A 14,031-nucleotide genomic window follows, 5' to 3' on the forward strand; every position below is an offset into this window, starting at 1 on the left:
AGGGCATCATACGAGACTAAAAATCTAGCCCCTGTGATTTTTTCATCTTCTCTACATACTCATCTTCAACGAGAGTATCTTCATGTTTAATGTTCTTTGTTGGAAAGAGTTTCCTCCACAGTTGTGCAACCTCGACCCCTGCGGCTTCACGAAGCTTCGGGAAGAACAGATACGACAACGATAAAGACATAAGAAGCGCAAAAATAATAGAGAGTAGCACCGCAATTTTAAGTGCCCAAACACAAATCAGGCTAATACTAAAAACGAGGGCAAGACGGAGAAGAGTATATTTGAGCAGGTTCATAGACACTAGTCTAACGAACTTTTCTGGCTGTTCGATCAGTACCAAACCCTCGATAGCTCTCAGGAGTACAAGTAGCAATGTTTAAGGAAGAATTCCTTGAGAGAAGATAGCTGGTTGAGGGTATCTTCTTCTTCCAGAAAATCACACCCCATAAAGTAGATATTGTTCAGCTATCCATGGAACACTAATATCTATGGTTCGCGCAATAATGATTATCGGCTCTATCGCCCTACTGCTTGGCATCATCATCTATTCCTTAATAGATTGCATCCGTACGGAAAATCATCGGGTTAAAGTCTTCCCAAAACCAGTATGGTTTTTAGCTATTCTTATCTTCCCGCTTGCTGGAGCCTTATTATGGTTGTTCTTTGGAAAACACGCCGCTTCACAAGTTTCTTCCAACGCTCCCGATAATGATGAGGAGTTCCTCAAATATCTTGAAGCACGTACCAAACGTCAGATGAGAGAAAAAGACGGTAAGGCTAACCCCACCCCCATACAAGACGCTGACGATGAAAACCCCGACGAGGGCTCTCACGACTCCACGTCCTCATAATGCACGTTAAAAGGCTGTTGGGTTACCACTAAAAGTAAGTAGTGGTAACCCAACAGCTTTTTAAACACTCATCACACCTTATACGGTGTTACCGGTTATAGTCCCGAGTAGCTGTGCAAACCAGAGAAGAAAATATTAACTACTGTAAAGTTAAAGATGATGCATAGATAGCCCACGATAGAGAGCCATGCAGAAGGTGCACCAGACCAGCCGCGTGTTGCTCGAGCGTGCAAATAGGCGGCATAGACAACCCAGATCACGAAGGTCCATACTTCTTTCACGTCCCAGCCCCAATAACGGCTCCACGCTTTCTGCGCCCAAATAGCGCCAGCTGCCAGAGTAAACGTCCACATCACAAAACCAACGGTGTTAAGACGGAACGCAAAATTCTCTAGTGTCTGAGACGAAGGAACCATCGTCATAAACGGCATTGAAGGTTTCTGACCAGCAATAATTTCTTTTTCACGACGAGACTGCAGAAGCTGAAGAATAGCCATTGCAAAGGTAATTGTAAAAATACCTGAAGCAAGAACAGCAATAGAAACGTGAATAACAAGCCAATACGACTGCAAGGCAGGTTTGAGGTGTCCAACAGGAGTAGGGAATGCAATCGTTGCCGCACACATCATAATAAGGGCAAGACCCGAAACCAACATTCCCACAAAACGTACGTCACGGAAAATCAGAAGAATCAAAAAGACGGTAGAAACAACTAACGCACCAGTTGTACAGAACTCATACATGTTTCCCCACGGAACACGGTGAGCAGCAATACCACGAGTCACCACACCAATAGCATGAACTAACGCACCGATAATCATGATGGCAACTGCGATACGAGCGGCACGACGAGGGCTCGTATCAGCACCCCAACGCATTGAGCTATCCGCAACTTTACCTTCAAGTTTGCGTTCTGCAGCGCGCTTATAGACAAGCCCGCGAGCGCCAGTACCTTTCTCGCTGCTGTCAATATAGGACGTGCGTTTGTGCGCTGTTGTGGCAGCCTCGAGGGGTTGATCAGTGGCGTTGTCCTGTTGTTCTAGTTGTCGGACAGTGCGTGAGTGAGAGGCAACATCTGCGGTGAATAGGATAAACGCTATCATGTAGATAATTGCTGAGATGTACATGAACAGCTCGCTCCATTGGGCGAGGGATGCGTTAATCATCTGCTAGTTCTTCCTTCAGGTATGGGGGGGGGTGAAGTGTTTTATGCTTCGGTGTCTTCTGCTTCACTAAATTCTAGTTCCCAACAGCGAGCAAAAGCTTCTGTGAGCTTATCAGCTTCCGGTAGGAGTCGTGGGTCTTCTCCTCGTGCTAGTAGAGCATATTCTACGGTGAGGTTCTGTCCGTCTCGATAAGCACGTACCCAGACACGACGTCTAGGGACGAATAACGAGATAATCAGTCCGGTGAAGGCTAGAATAAATGACCAGAAAACAATACCTTTTCCAGGGTCATAGTGAATGTCTACACCAATATAACGCTTATACCCCTCAAAACTGATTTTTCCTCGTCCATCTGGCAGATTTTCTTCGGTGTGAGTAGCGGTGAGGATGATGCCGTTTTGTTGAGCCATCGAGTTCATCTCGGTGAGTTTGGAAGTATCGAGAATATATACGTTTTGTGGGACGCCTTCGTCTAATCCTAAATCACCGTAGTAAGACTGTAGTACGAGCGTAGGGTTATATGGTCCAGCGTCGAGTGATACAGGAACTCCAGCACTGTTGTATCCTCCGGTGGGTAGGAACATTCCAACAAAACCTAGTTGGTCGGGGTGTGCATCAGGAACTTTAAGTACGATGGATGAGTTGTATTTAGGGTCGGTGGTGAGTCCTACGACAGGGCCTTCAAAAGCGATGGTTCCGTCGGGATTGGTTACTTTGATAACGGGTGCGTAACCGTTGCCGGCAAGGTTGATGCTGTTTCCGTCGATGGATAGTGGTTCGTTGACTTTGAGCGTTTCGTTTCGTTGTTCTCCAGAGTGGTCGTTGACTTTGAAGGTTGCTTCATAACCAATGTCAGAACCGTAGCTGGCAGATTCGCGTTGTCTGTCGTATTGAACCTCAAAGTTTTCAAGTGTTAAAGAGTATGGGGTGAGCCAGTCTGGGTTGTAGTTTGTACCGGGGGTAAAAGAATCGTAACTAATGAGAGAGTTGACAAAGGTATCGCCTTCAACCAAGATTTTTTGTCCTCTGTATCCCAGTAGGGAACCAATGGCGATGCCGATGAGGATACCAATCATGGATAGGTGGAAAAGAATGTTTCCGACTTCGCGTAGATACCCGCGTTCTGCTGCGACGGAGTAGCGTCCTTGATCTTCAACGTGGGTTTCTACTCTGTATCCGCGGCGGGAGAGGATACGGGCAGCATCATCGATGGCTTCTTGTGCGCTGAGTTCTTCGAGGGAAGCTGGTATTTCTAGTGTGCGGTGAATGGGGAGTCGTGCGAGGTTCTTGGGTGTGCGTACTGGAGGTTTGCGCCACATCTGGTAGTGTTTTTTGGCGCGTGGTAGTACACATCCAATGAGAGAGATAAACAGCAAGAGGTATATTGCTGAGAACCATGCGGAGCTGAAGACGTCAAATAGCTGGATTTTATCTGCGATAGGTCCCCACGTGGGGTGATTTTCGATGTAGTCGTTGACTTTAACGGGGTCTTGTATTCGTTGTGGGAAGAGCGACCCAGGAACCGCTGCTACTGCTAATAGAAGAAGTAGAAATAGTGCGGTGTTCATTTTTGTAAGTTGCGTCCACGCCCATTTTGTCATTCCCCAGACGCCAAGAGCGGGTGCTTGAGATGTTGTTTGTTCTCCCATAGTGTGCCCTTAGTTTTAGATTGGTAATTCGTAGGTAGGTAGTGTGGCTTGTATCCAAGAAATCATGGAATTCCATACTCCAGTAATCATGAGCGCTCCGATCAGGATGAGTAGTACGGCTCCGCATTGTTGGATACGTCGATGGTGTTGTTTAAGCCAGCGTAGGCGTTGTGTTCCACGGAGAATACCTAATGCGACGATGAAGAATGGGATGCCTAGACCTAAGCAATAGGCAAAAGTGAGTGTTATTGCTTTTGCCGTATTTGCGCCGTCAAGGTAGACCAATGTTTGTACGGCAGCAAAGGTTGGTCCAATACAGGGTGCCCACCCTAACCCGAAGGTTAGCCCCAGAAGGGGTGCTCCCCAAAGGCCTGAGGGTGCTTTAGAGTGAACAAGTTTGCGTTCTCTTTGTAGCCAAGGGATTTTGCCCCAGAAAACTAGTCCGAGAAGAATGACGAAAGTTCCGAGAAGTATTTCAACCCAGCGTTGCCCTCGAAGCCATGGGGCTGCTCCTAATTGTGCGAAGACAACGCTTAAAAGAATGAAGACGGTTGAGAAGCCGAGGATAAAGAGAGCCACTGCCCCTAGGGCGTATCTGGTGTTGATGTTTTTGGTGTTTCCAGACAGCCCTGTCATGTACCCGATGTAGCCCGGTACGAGGGGTAGGACGCAGGGTGAGGCAAAGGACACCAGACCAGCGAGGACGGCTAGGGGTATGGCTAACCATAGTGACCCGTCGATAATAATTTCTCCGAAAGTGTTCACTATTTTTGGGCGTCCTCAAGAAGTGTTCTCACGATAGATTCGTCAATTTGTCCTAGTACACGTGAGGTGACACGGCCTTGGGCGTCTATGATGAGGGTGGTGGGGACGGCTTGTGCGGGGACAACTTGTGAGAGTTCGTAGAGCACTTTTCCTGTTGAGTCTTCAAAGCTGGGGTATTCGACGGAGAACCGGCGTTCAAAGGCTTCTGCTGTTGCTTTTTCATCTCGAACGTTCACACCGTAAAAATGTACTTTGTCAGCAAATTTTTTGTGAAGTTTAACCAAAGCGGGTGCTTCTGCTCGGCAGGGAGCGCAACCTGCATACCAGAAGTTAAGTAGGATGGGTTTTCCTCTTAAGGATTCTGCCGTAATTTCGGTGCCGTCATAGAGTGTTCCGGTGAAGTGGACGGGTTCGGTTCGTTTTTCTGGCGGAAATTCGGTCACAGAGCCATCCCCTGCAATATATCCTTTTGAGTCTCCTGCGTCTGCTTGTGCAGAAAGAGAATCAGACGATGAGCATGCGTTCAGTGTTAGTACACCGGCGGCCGCTCCGAAGCTGAGCAGGTGACGGCGTGAAAGTCGCTGTTCCGGTGTTTTCTGGTGAGGGTTTAGCATGATGTTCTTTCGAGTGTGCTCAATGTCTGGGGATTCGCAAAAACTGTTCAGGTAAATTTTCTGTGTTATGTTCCAGGCAACTGTATGACGCCGTTGTAGAGCGCTGCGGCAGGTTCGCTGTAGCTGATGTGAGGGCGTTCTTTACCGTCTAAGTCGCTAAAGGTGCAGGTTGTGATGGAGGCGAGGTTGCATTCTCTGGTTCGAGGGTCATGAGGGAGTGTTTTCCCTTCGATGCTACGTCTGACGAGCCAGATAGGAAGTTGGTGAGAGACGATAATAGCTTCGGCGTTCTCTCCCCCGATGTCATAGGCGTGTTGAGCGGTTTGGCGTACAGCTTGTGCCATACGTTTGACTTGTTCTCGGTAGGGTTCTCCCCATGAGGGGCGTAGCGGATTGTAGAGCTTCGCCCAATGTTTTGGGTGCGTGAGCAGTTCTTGGGCGTTGACGTGTAGCCCTTCAAAATAGTTTTCTGCTTCAATCACACGTGGATCGTGATGTGCTTCTAATCCGAGCAGTTCAGTGATGGGTTCTGCCGATTCTTGAGTGCGTGTCAGTGGTGAGCAGGCAAGGTAGACAATATTTGCGCCGTTATGAGCACGCTGCGCGAATTCTTCGGCGCTCAAACGGACCATTTGGCGTCCTCGTTGACTCAGATGGTAGTTGGGTAGACGTCCGTAGACGATACGTTGAGGATTTTCTACTTCCCCGTGGCGCATAAGATGGACTTTAACCTGAAGTGAGCTCATTGTTCTAGTCTCTCAAATAGTTTGTCTCATTCCCAATTCTGTAACCTGTGAATTGTCAGAACAAGTGGTGAGTTGTCTCTTAGTGTTGATGTTTTGTGGAGATTTTTTGGTGCAGTATTTTCTCTAGGCGTCGTGGATTGATTTGCCAGAAGTCTTTCACGTCTCCGTCGACAAGCACTACGGGAATTTCAATGGCGTGGCGGGCTTTGAGCTCTGGAGAGTTCTCAATGTTAATTTCGGTGAAGGTGAGCCCGAGACCTGTGGTGACGTCGTGGACTACCTGACGTGCTTTATCGCAGAGGTGACAACCAGGTTTGGTCAATAAGGTCACCTCAATGGGTGTTGTTGAGGGGTGTTGTTCGTGCATAGGTGTTTCTTGTTTGTGAGCGGGGTTGGCGGTTGTTAAAAAACAGTGCCTCGCCCTACTGTTAGCAGTTGAGGACGAGGCACATAAAGCTCATAAGAACTTACTTCTTATTGCGACGCTGGTGGCGGGTCTTACGAAGCAACTTGCGGTGCTTCTTCTTGGACATGCGCTTACGACGCTTTTTGATAACTGAACCCATAGGATTCACCTCACTTACATTCGATACCCGGCATCTCTACCCATCGTAGATATGAGATGTTAGCTATCCGGGCGCGGTTTATACCGGTATAAACGCTTCTTAAAGACCAATTCAGGCATAAAAATGCCTGAACGGAAGAAAACGCTCTCTGTATAGAGTACAAGCATTCTCGAAATTTTCCGCATTCTGAACGAGATTCATGAACATTTTCTCGGATAAAAAGCTAAAATCTGGGTCTACATCTTCAAGAATGAGATGTAGACCTCAGATTTTAGGTGATGATGAGAAAGCTATCGTTTCTTCTTCTTTTTCTTTTGAATTTTTTTGTTGATGGTGTAGACCTTAGTACTCACTTCAGGTTCTTCAGATGAAACATCAGATTCTTGAAGTTCTTCGACAGTGGATCTTTCAGAAGTAGAAGGGTAGTCCTCTTCGAGATGTTCTTCTTCTAAGGCACGCTGCTCTTTTCGCGAAAGACGTGGGGTCTCATCAATAATCTGAGGTTCTTTGGCGTCTTCAAAGGCTAGTTCGTACCCTTCAGGTGCTAACACCTGAGCTTCAGAATCGGAGGATAAAGATTCTGTATTTTCTTCGGGTTCGTTCTCTGTGCCCTGCTGGTGAGAATGTTGTTCTGTAGTGTTTTGGGGTTCTTCTGTCGTGTTGTGTTCGACAGCAGATTGACCTTGTTCAGGACGCACCCCAAAACCTAGCCAACGCCCAATAAAGTTTCCTTTCTTCTCTGTTGCAGAAGATGTTGGAGTCTCTAGCGCTGGCTCTTGCGGTTCTTCGATGCGAGGGTGTGATCCTGGCACAACTTTTCGTGCTGATGGCTTTGCTCGCAGGGTATCTGATGATGGTTGGGTCCACGATGTATCACCATTTTTGCGCACTTTGACAGGGGGTTCTCCGTGTGGAGTGCGATAAATAGGTTTGATAACCGTCGCGTGGACAGGAACGCTTACTGTCCCTCGTACTTTACGTGTACGTCCTGCTGTTGGAGCACGCAAAACATTGTGAACAGGTGGTTGAGCCTCATTCTGGACAACAGATTTTTTCTCCTCTGATACAGCAGCGACAGAAGAATGCTCAGAGCTTTGTTCAGCGGTTGAGGTGTTATCTGTTTCAGATGTTTTGCGGTGGGAGGGAGTTTCTTCTTGCGCAGAAGTCTCTGAGCTGTTTTCTTCACCGGTACTTATTGAGATGTTCTCTTCAGCTGAAGTTCCCAGTTCTTGTTCTTCGGCAGAAACCTCATCTTTGCGTTGTTCTTTAGCGTACTCTTGTGCAAGAGTCCACCTTTGAACTTTCGGCTGTTCAGGGGAAGGTTCGCTCTCAAGATTCTCTGAGGCAGTATCCCCCTGTGGACTCGTTGTTTCGGCAGTAGTTGCCGGTGTAGTGCCAACATTTTCAAGAGCTTCGATGAGCGAAGGTGCGATAGCTTCTTCCCAGTGGTCGGGAATCAGGTCGTCATCATCAATTTCGATAGGTTCCATTGCTACCACTGTTCCTGGTAATTCATGAGCAACAGCGGTTTCTTCATTGAGGTCAAGACTTGCCTCAGTGTATTGGCGTTCAATATTGGCGATGAGTAGTTGTTTCGCTAGCGTTGTGTCACGGTATCGGATAGCTTCAAGTAGTGCACGGTATTCTGCGCGTAGTCGAGTTGCTGTCGCGCTCCAGAGAGGGACACGTCCCATAATCGAGAGTAGATAGTCCGTAAGCGAAGTTCTCAGAGCCGTCATAAGCCCTGTTATGAGCTGGTTACCAGAGAGCTTTGTGAGCGCAATATGAAAATCTACTTCTAGCTGGTGGAAAGCGTGAGGGGTGGTTCCTTCGTATTGCATCTTTTCAAGGATGCGTTCGAGCTCGTCCATGGCAGGGTTTGCTGGGTCTGCGTTTTCGATAGAGAACGTTTCAAGCACAATACGTGTTTGGATGAGATCACGAACAGGGTAACGTGAACTTGCCATATGTAGACGTAGGGCTGGGGTGACAGAGGCTGCCGGTTCACTGACGAGGTGAGCAATGATAGTTTTCCGTTTCCCCTCATAGAGTCTCAAAACTCCCATTGTCTCAAGGTATTTGAGTGCTTCACGGGTACTTGAGTGACTTGCTCGGATAATATCAGCAAGTTTTCTATCGTCGGGCAAGCTTTGCCCAAGGTGCAGTCTTCCTTCAAAAAGCTCTGTTTCAAGCCAGTTAAGAATTTTCTGGTACACAGACATGGATAGCTTCTACGTATTCTTTCAATAGTGATTCTAGTGAGGACGGCGACGACCCCAACGGGTCAGGGTCGCAAATAATCCGCGCGAGTCCTGTGCGGAGTTATTCTGCGTTTCTGAAGAAATCTCAGCTGCAGTAGGAAGCGCTGGGAGAACCTCCATCTGAGAATTGTCTATTTCAGCAGATTCTGCGATTTTTTCTGGTTCTTGTTGCTTCTGAACTACAGGTTGTTCTTCTGGGGTTTCTTCTAACGTATTAGAAGAGGAATCCTCCGTGGAGAAATCTTGTGTTTCGTCGTGGTCTGATTCGTTGGGCGTCTCAGACTCGGACTCTAACGGACGTGGCACAAAAGGCATCAACGGAGTAAAACTAATAGCGCTATGAGATTCTGATGTGCGTACCCGTTGTCGGGGGTCTCCAGGTTCACCGAATTCAAAAATATCAGGTGTGCACTCTTCATCGGGTGTTTGCTGTTCGTGTGATACGTCAGAGGACGCTAAATCTTGTTCTATTCTCTCAACGGGAGCCTTTTCACCAGCTGAGGCTACTGGTTCAGGGTCAGATTGTTGATCCGTATGCTCACTATTATTTGTAGCTGTTTGCGCCAGTTCAACAGTGTTTGAGACCTCATCGGTTTGCTCTTTGTCTGTTGTTTTATTCCAAGGGGTCAGAATGTTCAGTGTTTGGGTGTGGCATTGGTTGAGGCTGCTAATCCATTCCAGAACATTTTCGAGAGGTTCTGGGGTGAGAGAGTAAAAACGTTTCTGCCCTACTGCTTGGGTATCAACGAGTCCAGCATTTCTTAGAACTTTGAGGTGTTTAGAGACCGTAGGTTGACTCACGCCTAGCTCGTCTACCAGATCCCCAACTGGGCGTTTGCCTGCGGCAAGAACTCGTAGGATCTGACGACGGGTAGGGTCTGCAATTACAGCAAAAACGTCATCAATCATACATACATCATGACATATATACCTGTGGGCGAATGTATCGACACTAAGAGAGTAGTAATTCTCAGCAGGATTCAGCATATTTTGAGCTTAAAACCATGTATTCCACCCTATAAATATAGGCTTTGACCAGTGTTATTAGCATATTTCTACTCGCGTTTTCACCCTTCGAGGTTCTCAAGCTCAGCAAGAAAAGCACCTACTGATTTGCAGGTTCTTAGCCTATATCACAAGGATAATCCTCCTGTGAGAAAACATTGCGACTAAGCTACATATAGTCCCTTCATCCGAAGAAAGAGAGCGGCGTTGCGAGAACCAACACCTGCACACCCCAAAGAGACAGAGGGTGCACATACTTTATCGGCGATGCTCATTCGTTTCCGTGACCTCGTTGATGCCCTCATCGGCACCTCTCCTTCTCGCGTAGCAATTCTTGCCTTCGCGTTAGTTATCGCATTTTTTAGTGCGATGCTTGCATTGCCTATTTCTTCTCAAGACGGTCATGGGGTGGCTATCCACCACGCAATTTTTACCGCCACATCTGCGGTGACGGTCACGGGACTCACCACAGTATCCACCGCTGATCAATGGTCTTTTTTCGGTCAGTTAATGATTCTTCTAGCCTTCCAAATTGGCGGTCTAGGAACATTAACTATGACCTCTCTACTCGCCATGGCCGTCGGCAAAAAACTTGGTTTGCGTTCTAAACTGATTGCCCAAGAAGCAATGAATATCGGAAAGCTCGGAGAACTCGGCTCCGTATTACGCACCGTAGCAGTGACCTCAATTTCTATTGAGGCAACTATCGCGCTCATTCTTTTACCACGTTTTATTCTGCTCGGAGAGTCCGTTAAGAACAGTATCTGGCATAGTATTTTTTATTCTGTCTCAGCGTTCAACAATGCCGGTTTTACCGCACATTCTCAAGGTCTTGTCCCGTATTCTCACGATTTATGGATTCTCATTCCCATTTGCATAGGGGTTTTTATTGGCTCTCTAGGGTTCCCCGTTATTTTGATTATGCAACAGAATCCTCTAGCTTTTAGCCGATGGAACCTCACCACCAAGTTGACCATCATTGGTACCGTCGCATTATTTTTTATCGGCGCTTTATTGTGGGGCTTCTTCGAATGGTCTAACGATAAGACCATCGGCGAGATGTCTCTAGGCGGGAAGATTATCAACGCTGTATTTGCTTCAGTTATGACACGTTCTGGCGGGTTTAACCTCGTAGAGATGAGCGACACGAACCCGATTACATTGCTCATTAGTGACGCGTTGATGTTTATTGGTGGAGGCCCCGCTTCTACCGCTGGTGGCATCAAAATTACAACAATTACCGTGGTAATTCTGGCAGTTCTTGCAGAGGCTCGAGGTGACCAATTTGTCATTGCCTTCAACCGCACCATTCCTGATTCGGTGCTTCGTATCGCCATTTCTGTGATTATGATGAGCTTCATTATTGTTTTCTTAGGCACCTCCATTATTGTGTTTCTTACGGATGAGCCTCTCGATATGGTAATTTTTGAAGTAATTTCTGCGTATGCAACCTGCGGGCTCTCTGTCGGGCTTTCAGCAAGGCTTCCTCCCGCTGGTATCTATGTGCTCTCTGTCCTGATGTTTATTGGGCGCATAGGTATTATTACTGTGGCAACCGGCTTAGCTTTGCGCTCTCGCCGTCGACTCTATAAATATCCAGAAGAAAGACCGATCATTGGCTAAACGCACCGTTCATAATGCACCCGTATTAGTAATTGGGTTAGGGCGTTTTGGTGCCTCTACCGCCGCCCAGCTACGACGTCAGAATAAAGAAGTTTTGGCGGTAGAAAAAGATGCCGTCAAAGTTCAAAAATGGGCGGGTCTGCTCACTCACGTCGTTGAAGCTGACGCTACAGATATTGACGCTCTGCGACAGCTTGGAGCTGGGGACTTTACGTCAGCTGTTGTTGGGGTGGGTACCTCTGTTGAAGCGTCTGTGTTGATTACCGCTAATCTTGTTGATTTAGGGATTGAACGTATCTGGGCTAAGGCTATTACCCCTGCACACGGAAAGATTCTCTCTCGTATCGGTGCCCACAATGTAGTGTTTCCCGAGGCTGACGCGGGTCGACGTGCAGCGCACCTCGTATCTGGTCGTCTTTTGGATTACATCGAATTTGATGACGATTTCGCGATTGTTAAAATGTATCCGCCGAAGGAGACTCAAGGATTTACCTTGGCAGAATCTGATGTACGTGGAAAATATGGTGTCACGATTGTTGGAGTGAAGTCCCCGGGTGAAGATTTCACGTATGCAACGCCCGACACAAAAGTGACGTCCAGAGATCTCCTGATTGTTTCGGGGCAAGTAGATCTTATTGAGCGCTTTGCAGCGCGCCCTTAACTCGCAAAAATAGCATTTTTTACGCTCTTACTAGGAGTTTTATTTAAATGTTCTATAGCTAAAAGACATTTTATTTAGCAATCGTCACATTTTTGCGGGTTGAGGTTGGCATATTTAAGGAAACATGCTTATGATAGTGTCACCTCTAAAGGTGCGAGTGATTACTGGACGGATTGCGAACCCGTTCAAAACAGCTTGCGCATTTAGCAATAAGGTGGTCCCCCCTAAACCACCAGCTAAATGAGCGTGCTGATAATACTAATATCTCTAAGATATTGGTGTTCTGGAAAACGCCGGCTGATTCCCTACAGCCGGCGTTTTTCTGTTAAGTTTTTCAGCTCACCACATTTTCTGATATCCGGCGCAACGACACCAACGCCATCATCAGAATAAAGTGAAGCAACCTGTTCAAGATATCTTTCGTCATGAACGATTACAGAAAAAGCACAAAAGAAAGAGGTATTGCAAATATCTAGTACGCTATAGCTAGGTGCTTTACCCCTCCCACCCATGAGCAAAGTCGTAACTGGAATAATTCTTGCTATCGGCGGTACGTGGCGCTGATAGATATTACGTTCAGACAATCCACAACTTAGAGGTCACCATGAGGAACCTATACAACGCTATCTGCCGTTTTGATACACAACGCGTCAGAATATTGAGCCTATCTATCATTCTTTCCTTCAACGGACTATTCCTTTTTGTACCATCCGTTAAAACAGGCCTACCCATCATTGCAGTCATCTCCGGACTCATGATGGGCACAGGTCTAGGCCTGTGCTATCTAGCTGCCCAATGGGATAAGAAAACAACAACCAATATAGTTTTGAGTGTATTCATAGCCAGCTCATCGACTGCAGTTATCTCGCTATTATTCCTTGCAACGCAAGGGAATCTATAAAGGCTGGTTCAAAAAGCCCTCTCGATACCCAAATATATAACTGTTGCAAATCATCGACTCGTCAAAAGGTCAAAGCACTCATGTTGGTGTTCTTGTTAGCGCACACTTAGCTTCATCTAGCTATTCTGCTAACGTGTCAACGTTCTTCTTAAGACCGAAAAGATTCACAACGCCCTCAAAACAACTTGTTATCAACAGGTAATACGCGTTTTCTTTGACCGCACAACGTTGTTTGACTCTTCTACGAATAATCACGAGTCATCTGAGCAGATTTCTGAGCACAAGCACGCATCGCCTGCTCAGTCATTTCTTCCAGCCCATTCTGACAAAAACTCTCAATAGCCTGCTCCGTCGTACCGCCGGGGCTCGTTACCGCACGGCGTAAAGCCACAGGATTCCCTTGTGCGCCCAGAAGTTCACCAGCACCACGAGCAGTCTGCACCGCTAGCTGTTCAGCTAGCTCAGCATCAAGACCTAACTTGATGCCAGCTTTCATCATCATCTCGGCTAATAAGAAAAAATAAGCGGGGCCAGAACCAGATACAGCAGTCACCGCATCCATCTGATCCTCAGCGACCTCAAAAACTTTCCCTACAGTACCTAGAATCTTCAGAGCAAGCTCACGTTGCGATTCAGAGACAGAAGCACCACAAGAGACCGCAAGCACCCCACAGCCCACTTGAGATGGCGTATTAGGCATACAACGAATCACCGGCTGCCCAGCAGGCAACACATCAGATAACGCTTCTAAAGACACCCCCGCAGCCACAGAAATCACCAAAGTATCAGGCTCTAAAGCAGGAGCAATCTCACGCGCCATATCTAATATCGCATACGGCTTCACACCAAGAACGACTACCTGAGCTCCGGTAACAGCCCGAAGATTAGCCTGAGGATCTTCAGCAACCGAAAAAACTTTAATCCCCTCAGAACCCTCTATTCCCCATGCTGACGAAAGACGCTGTGCACTGTGTTGCGAATATACGGTTGCTCGTACAGATGAAGAATCATAACCAGCGGCAATCAGTCCAGAAGCTATAGCACCATTCATCGACCCTGTTCCACAAAAAGTGACTATTGCACTCATCAGGTACTCCTTTAGGTAGTGTCAAAGACTCTCACGCCACGATGATTTATGACGTAACTACCACACAGCTTAGCCGAGCAAAGCCACAAGAACAGTGCCCTCACACCGATATTTCACGATAAGACGC

The 14,031-nt window shown here is 47.2% G+C and carries 16 protein-coding genes; 4 read left to right on the plus strand and 12 right to left on the minus strand.

Going from position 1 to position 14,031, the window contains the following annotated elements; genetic code table 11:
* Positions 1–16: 16 nt before the first annotated feature.
* The gene (locus ACN081_RS00140) at positions 17–304 is read right to left on the minus strand and encodes a DUF4229 domain-containing protein (protein ID WP_419106581.1); all 288 of its coding nucleotides are present in this window, start codon (positions 302–304) and stop codon (positions 17–19) included.
* A gap of 193 nt (positions 305–497) precedes the next feature.
* Between ACN081_RS00140 and ACN081_RS00145 the strand changes: the two genes are divergently transcribed.
* Positions 498–860, plus strand: coding sequence for a PLD nuclease N-terminal domain-containing protein (locus ACN081_RS00145; protein WP_419102630.1), 363 nt, complete (start codon positions 498–500; stop codon positions 858–860).
* A gap of 95 nt (positions 861–955) precedes the next feature.
* On the opposite strand, the gene ccsB is transcribed toward ACN081_RS00145, so the two are convergent.
* The 9 genes from ccsB to ACN081_RS00190 all read right to left on the minus strand — a co-directional run bounded on the left by ccsB (position 956) and on the right by ACN081_RS00190 (position 9,536).
* Positions 956–2,026, minus strand: coding sequence for a c-type cytochrome biogenesis protein CcsB (gene ccsB / locus ACN081_RS00150; RefSeq protein ID WP_419106582.1), 1,071 nt, complete (start codon positions 2,024–2,026; stop codon positions 956–958).
* Between the two features lie 41 nt (positions 2,027–2,067).
* Complete coding sequence (resB, locus tag ACN081_RS00155; protein WP_419106583.1) at positions 2,068–3,675, minus strand: cytochrome c biogenesis protein ResB; 1,608 nt, start codon at positions 3,673–3,675, stop codon at positions 2,068–2,070.
* A gap of 15 nt (positions 3,676–3,690) precedes the next feature.
* The gene (locus ACN081_RS00160; protein ID WP_419102826.1) at positions 3,691–4,443 is read right to left on the minus strand and encodes a cytochrome c biogenesis CcdA family protein; all 753 of its coding nucleotides are present in this window, start codon (positions 4,441–4,443) and stop codon (positions 3,691–3,693) included.
* On the minus strand, positions 4,440–5,054 hold the full coding sequence (locus tag ACN081_RS00165; RefSeq protein WP_419106584.1) for a TlpA family protein disulfide reductase: 615 nt from the start codon (positions 5,052–5,054) through the stop codon (positions 4,440–4,442). The genes ACN081_RS00160 and ACN081_RS00165 overlap by 4 nt, the downstream gene beginning before the upstream one ends.
* A 65-nt stretch (positions 5,055–5,119) precedes the next feature.
* Positions 5,120–5,800 (minus strand): histidine phosphatase family protein, encoded by a 681-nt coding sequence (locus ACN081_RS00170; protein ID WP_419106585.1) that lies wholly within the window; start codon positions 5,798–5,800, stop codon positions 5,120–5,122.
* 79 nt (positions 5,801–5,879) lie between these two features.
* Complete coding sequence (locus ACN081_RS00175) at positions 5,880–6,167, minus strand: glutaredoxin family protein (RefSeq protein ID WP_419106586.1); 288 nt, start codon at positions 6,165–6,167, stop codon at positions 5,880–5,882.
* Between the two features lie 100 nt (positions 6,168–6,267).
* Positions 6,268–6,366: a 30S ribosomal protein bS22 gene (locus ACN081_RS00180; RefSeq protein ID WP_005504750.1), complete on the minus strand. Its 99-nt coding sequence runs from the start codon at positions 6,364–6,366 to the stop codon at positions 6,268–6,270.
* Positions 6,367–6,656: 290 nt separating this feature from the next.
* Positions 6,657–8,588, minus strand: a complete 1,932-nt coding sequence (locus tag ACN081_RS00185) for a FadR/GntR family transcriptional regulator (protein WP_419106587.1) — start codon at positions 8,586–8,588, stop codon at positions 6,657–6,659.
* A 33-nt stretch (positions 8,589–8,621) separates the two neighbouring features.
* A complete protein-coding gene (locus ACN081_RS00190) occupies positions 8,622–9,536 on the minus strand; it encodes an ArsR/SmtB family transcription factor (protein WP_419106588.1) in 915 nt (304 codons plus the stop codon).
* Positions 9,537–9,899: 363 nt separating this feature from the next.
* Between ACN081_RS00190 and ACN081_RS00195 the strand changes: the two genes are divergently transcribed.
* Together ACN081_RS00195 and ACN081_RS00200 are read left to right on the plus strand one after the other, a co-directional pair.
* A complete protein-coding gene (locus ACN081_RS00195) occupies positions 9,900–11,255 on the plus strand; it encodes a TrkH family potassium uptake protein (RefSeq protein WP_419102828.1) in 1,356 nt (451 codons plus the stop codon).
* Positions 11,248–11,916: a potassium channel family protein gene (locus tag ACN081_RS00200; RefSeq protein WP_419102637.1), complete on the plus strand. Its 669-nt coding sequence runs from the start codon at positions 11,248–11,250 to the stop codon at positions 11,914–11,916. The genes ACN081_RS00195 and ACN081_RS00200 overlap by 8 nt, the downstream gene beginning before the upstream one ends.
* Before the next feature lie 305 nt (positions 11,917–12,221).
* Here ACN081_RS00200 and ACN081_RS00205 read toward each other — a convergent pair whose 3' ends face one another.
* A complete protein-coding gene (locus ACN081_RS00205) occupies positions 12,222–12,500 on the minus strand; it encodes a hypothetical protein (protein WP_419102638.1) in 279 nt (92 codons plus the stop codon).
* Positions 12,501–12,520: 20 nt separating this feature from the next.
* Between ACN081_RS00205 and ACN081_RS00210 the strand changes: the two genes are divergently transcribed.
* Positions 12,521–12,817 carry a hypothetical protein gene (locus tag ACN081_RS00210; RefSeq protein ID WP_419106589.1) on the plus strand — a complete coding sequence of 99 codons (297 nt, stop codon included), beginning with the start codon at positions 12,521–12,523 and terminating at the stop codon, positions 12,815–12,817.
* A gap of 241 nt (positions 12,818–13,058) precedes the next feature.
* Here the strand turns inward: ACN081_RS00210 and proC are convergent, their stop codons facing one another.
* A complete protein-coding gene (gene proC / locus ACN081_RS00215) occupies positions 13,059–13,904 on the minus strand; it encodes a pyrroline-5-carboxylate reductase (protein WP_419106590.1) in 846 nt (281 codons plus the stop codon).
* Positions 13,905–14,031: the final 127 nt, after the last annotated feature.

Origin of the sequence: Rothia sp. P13129 (assembly GCF_048512865.1) — a bacterium.
Lineage (GTDB): Bacteria > Actinomycetota > Actinomycetes > Actinomycetales > Micrococcaceae > Rothia.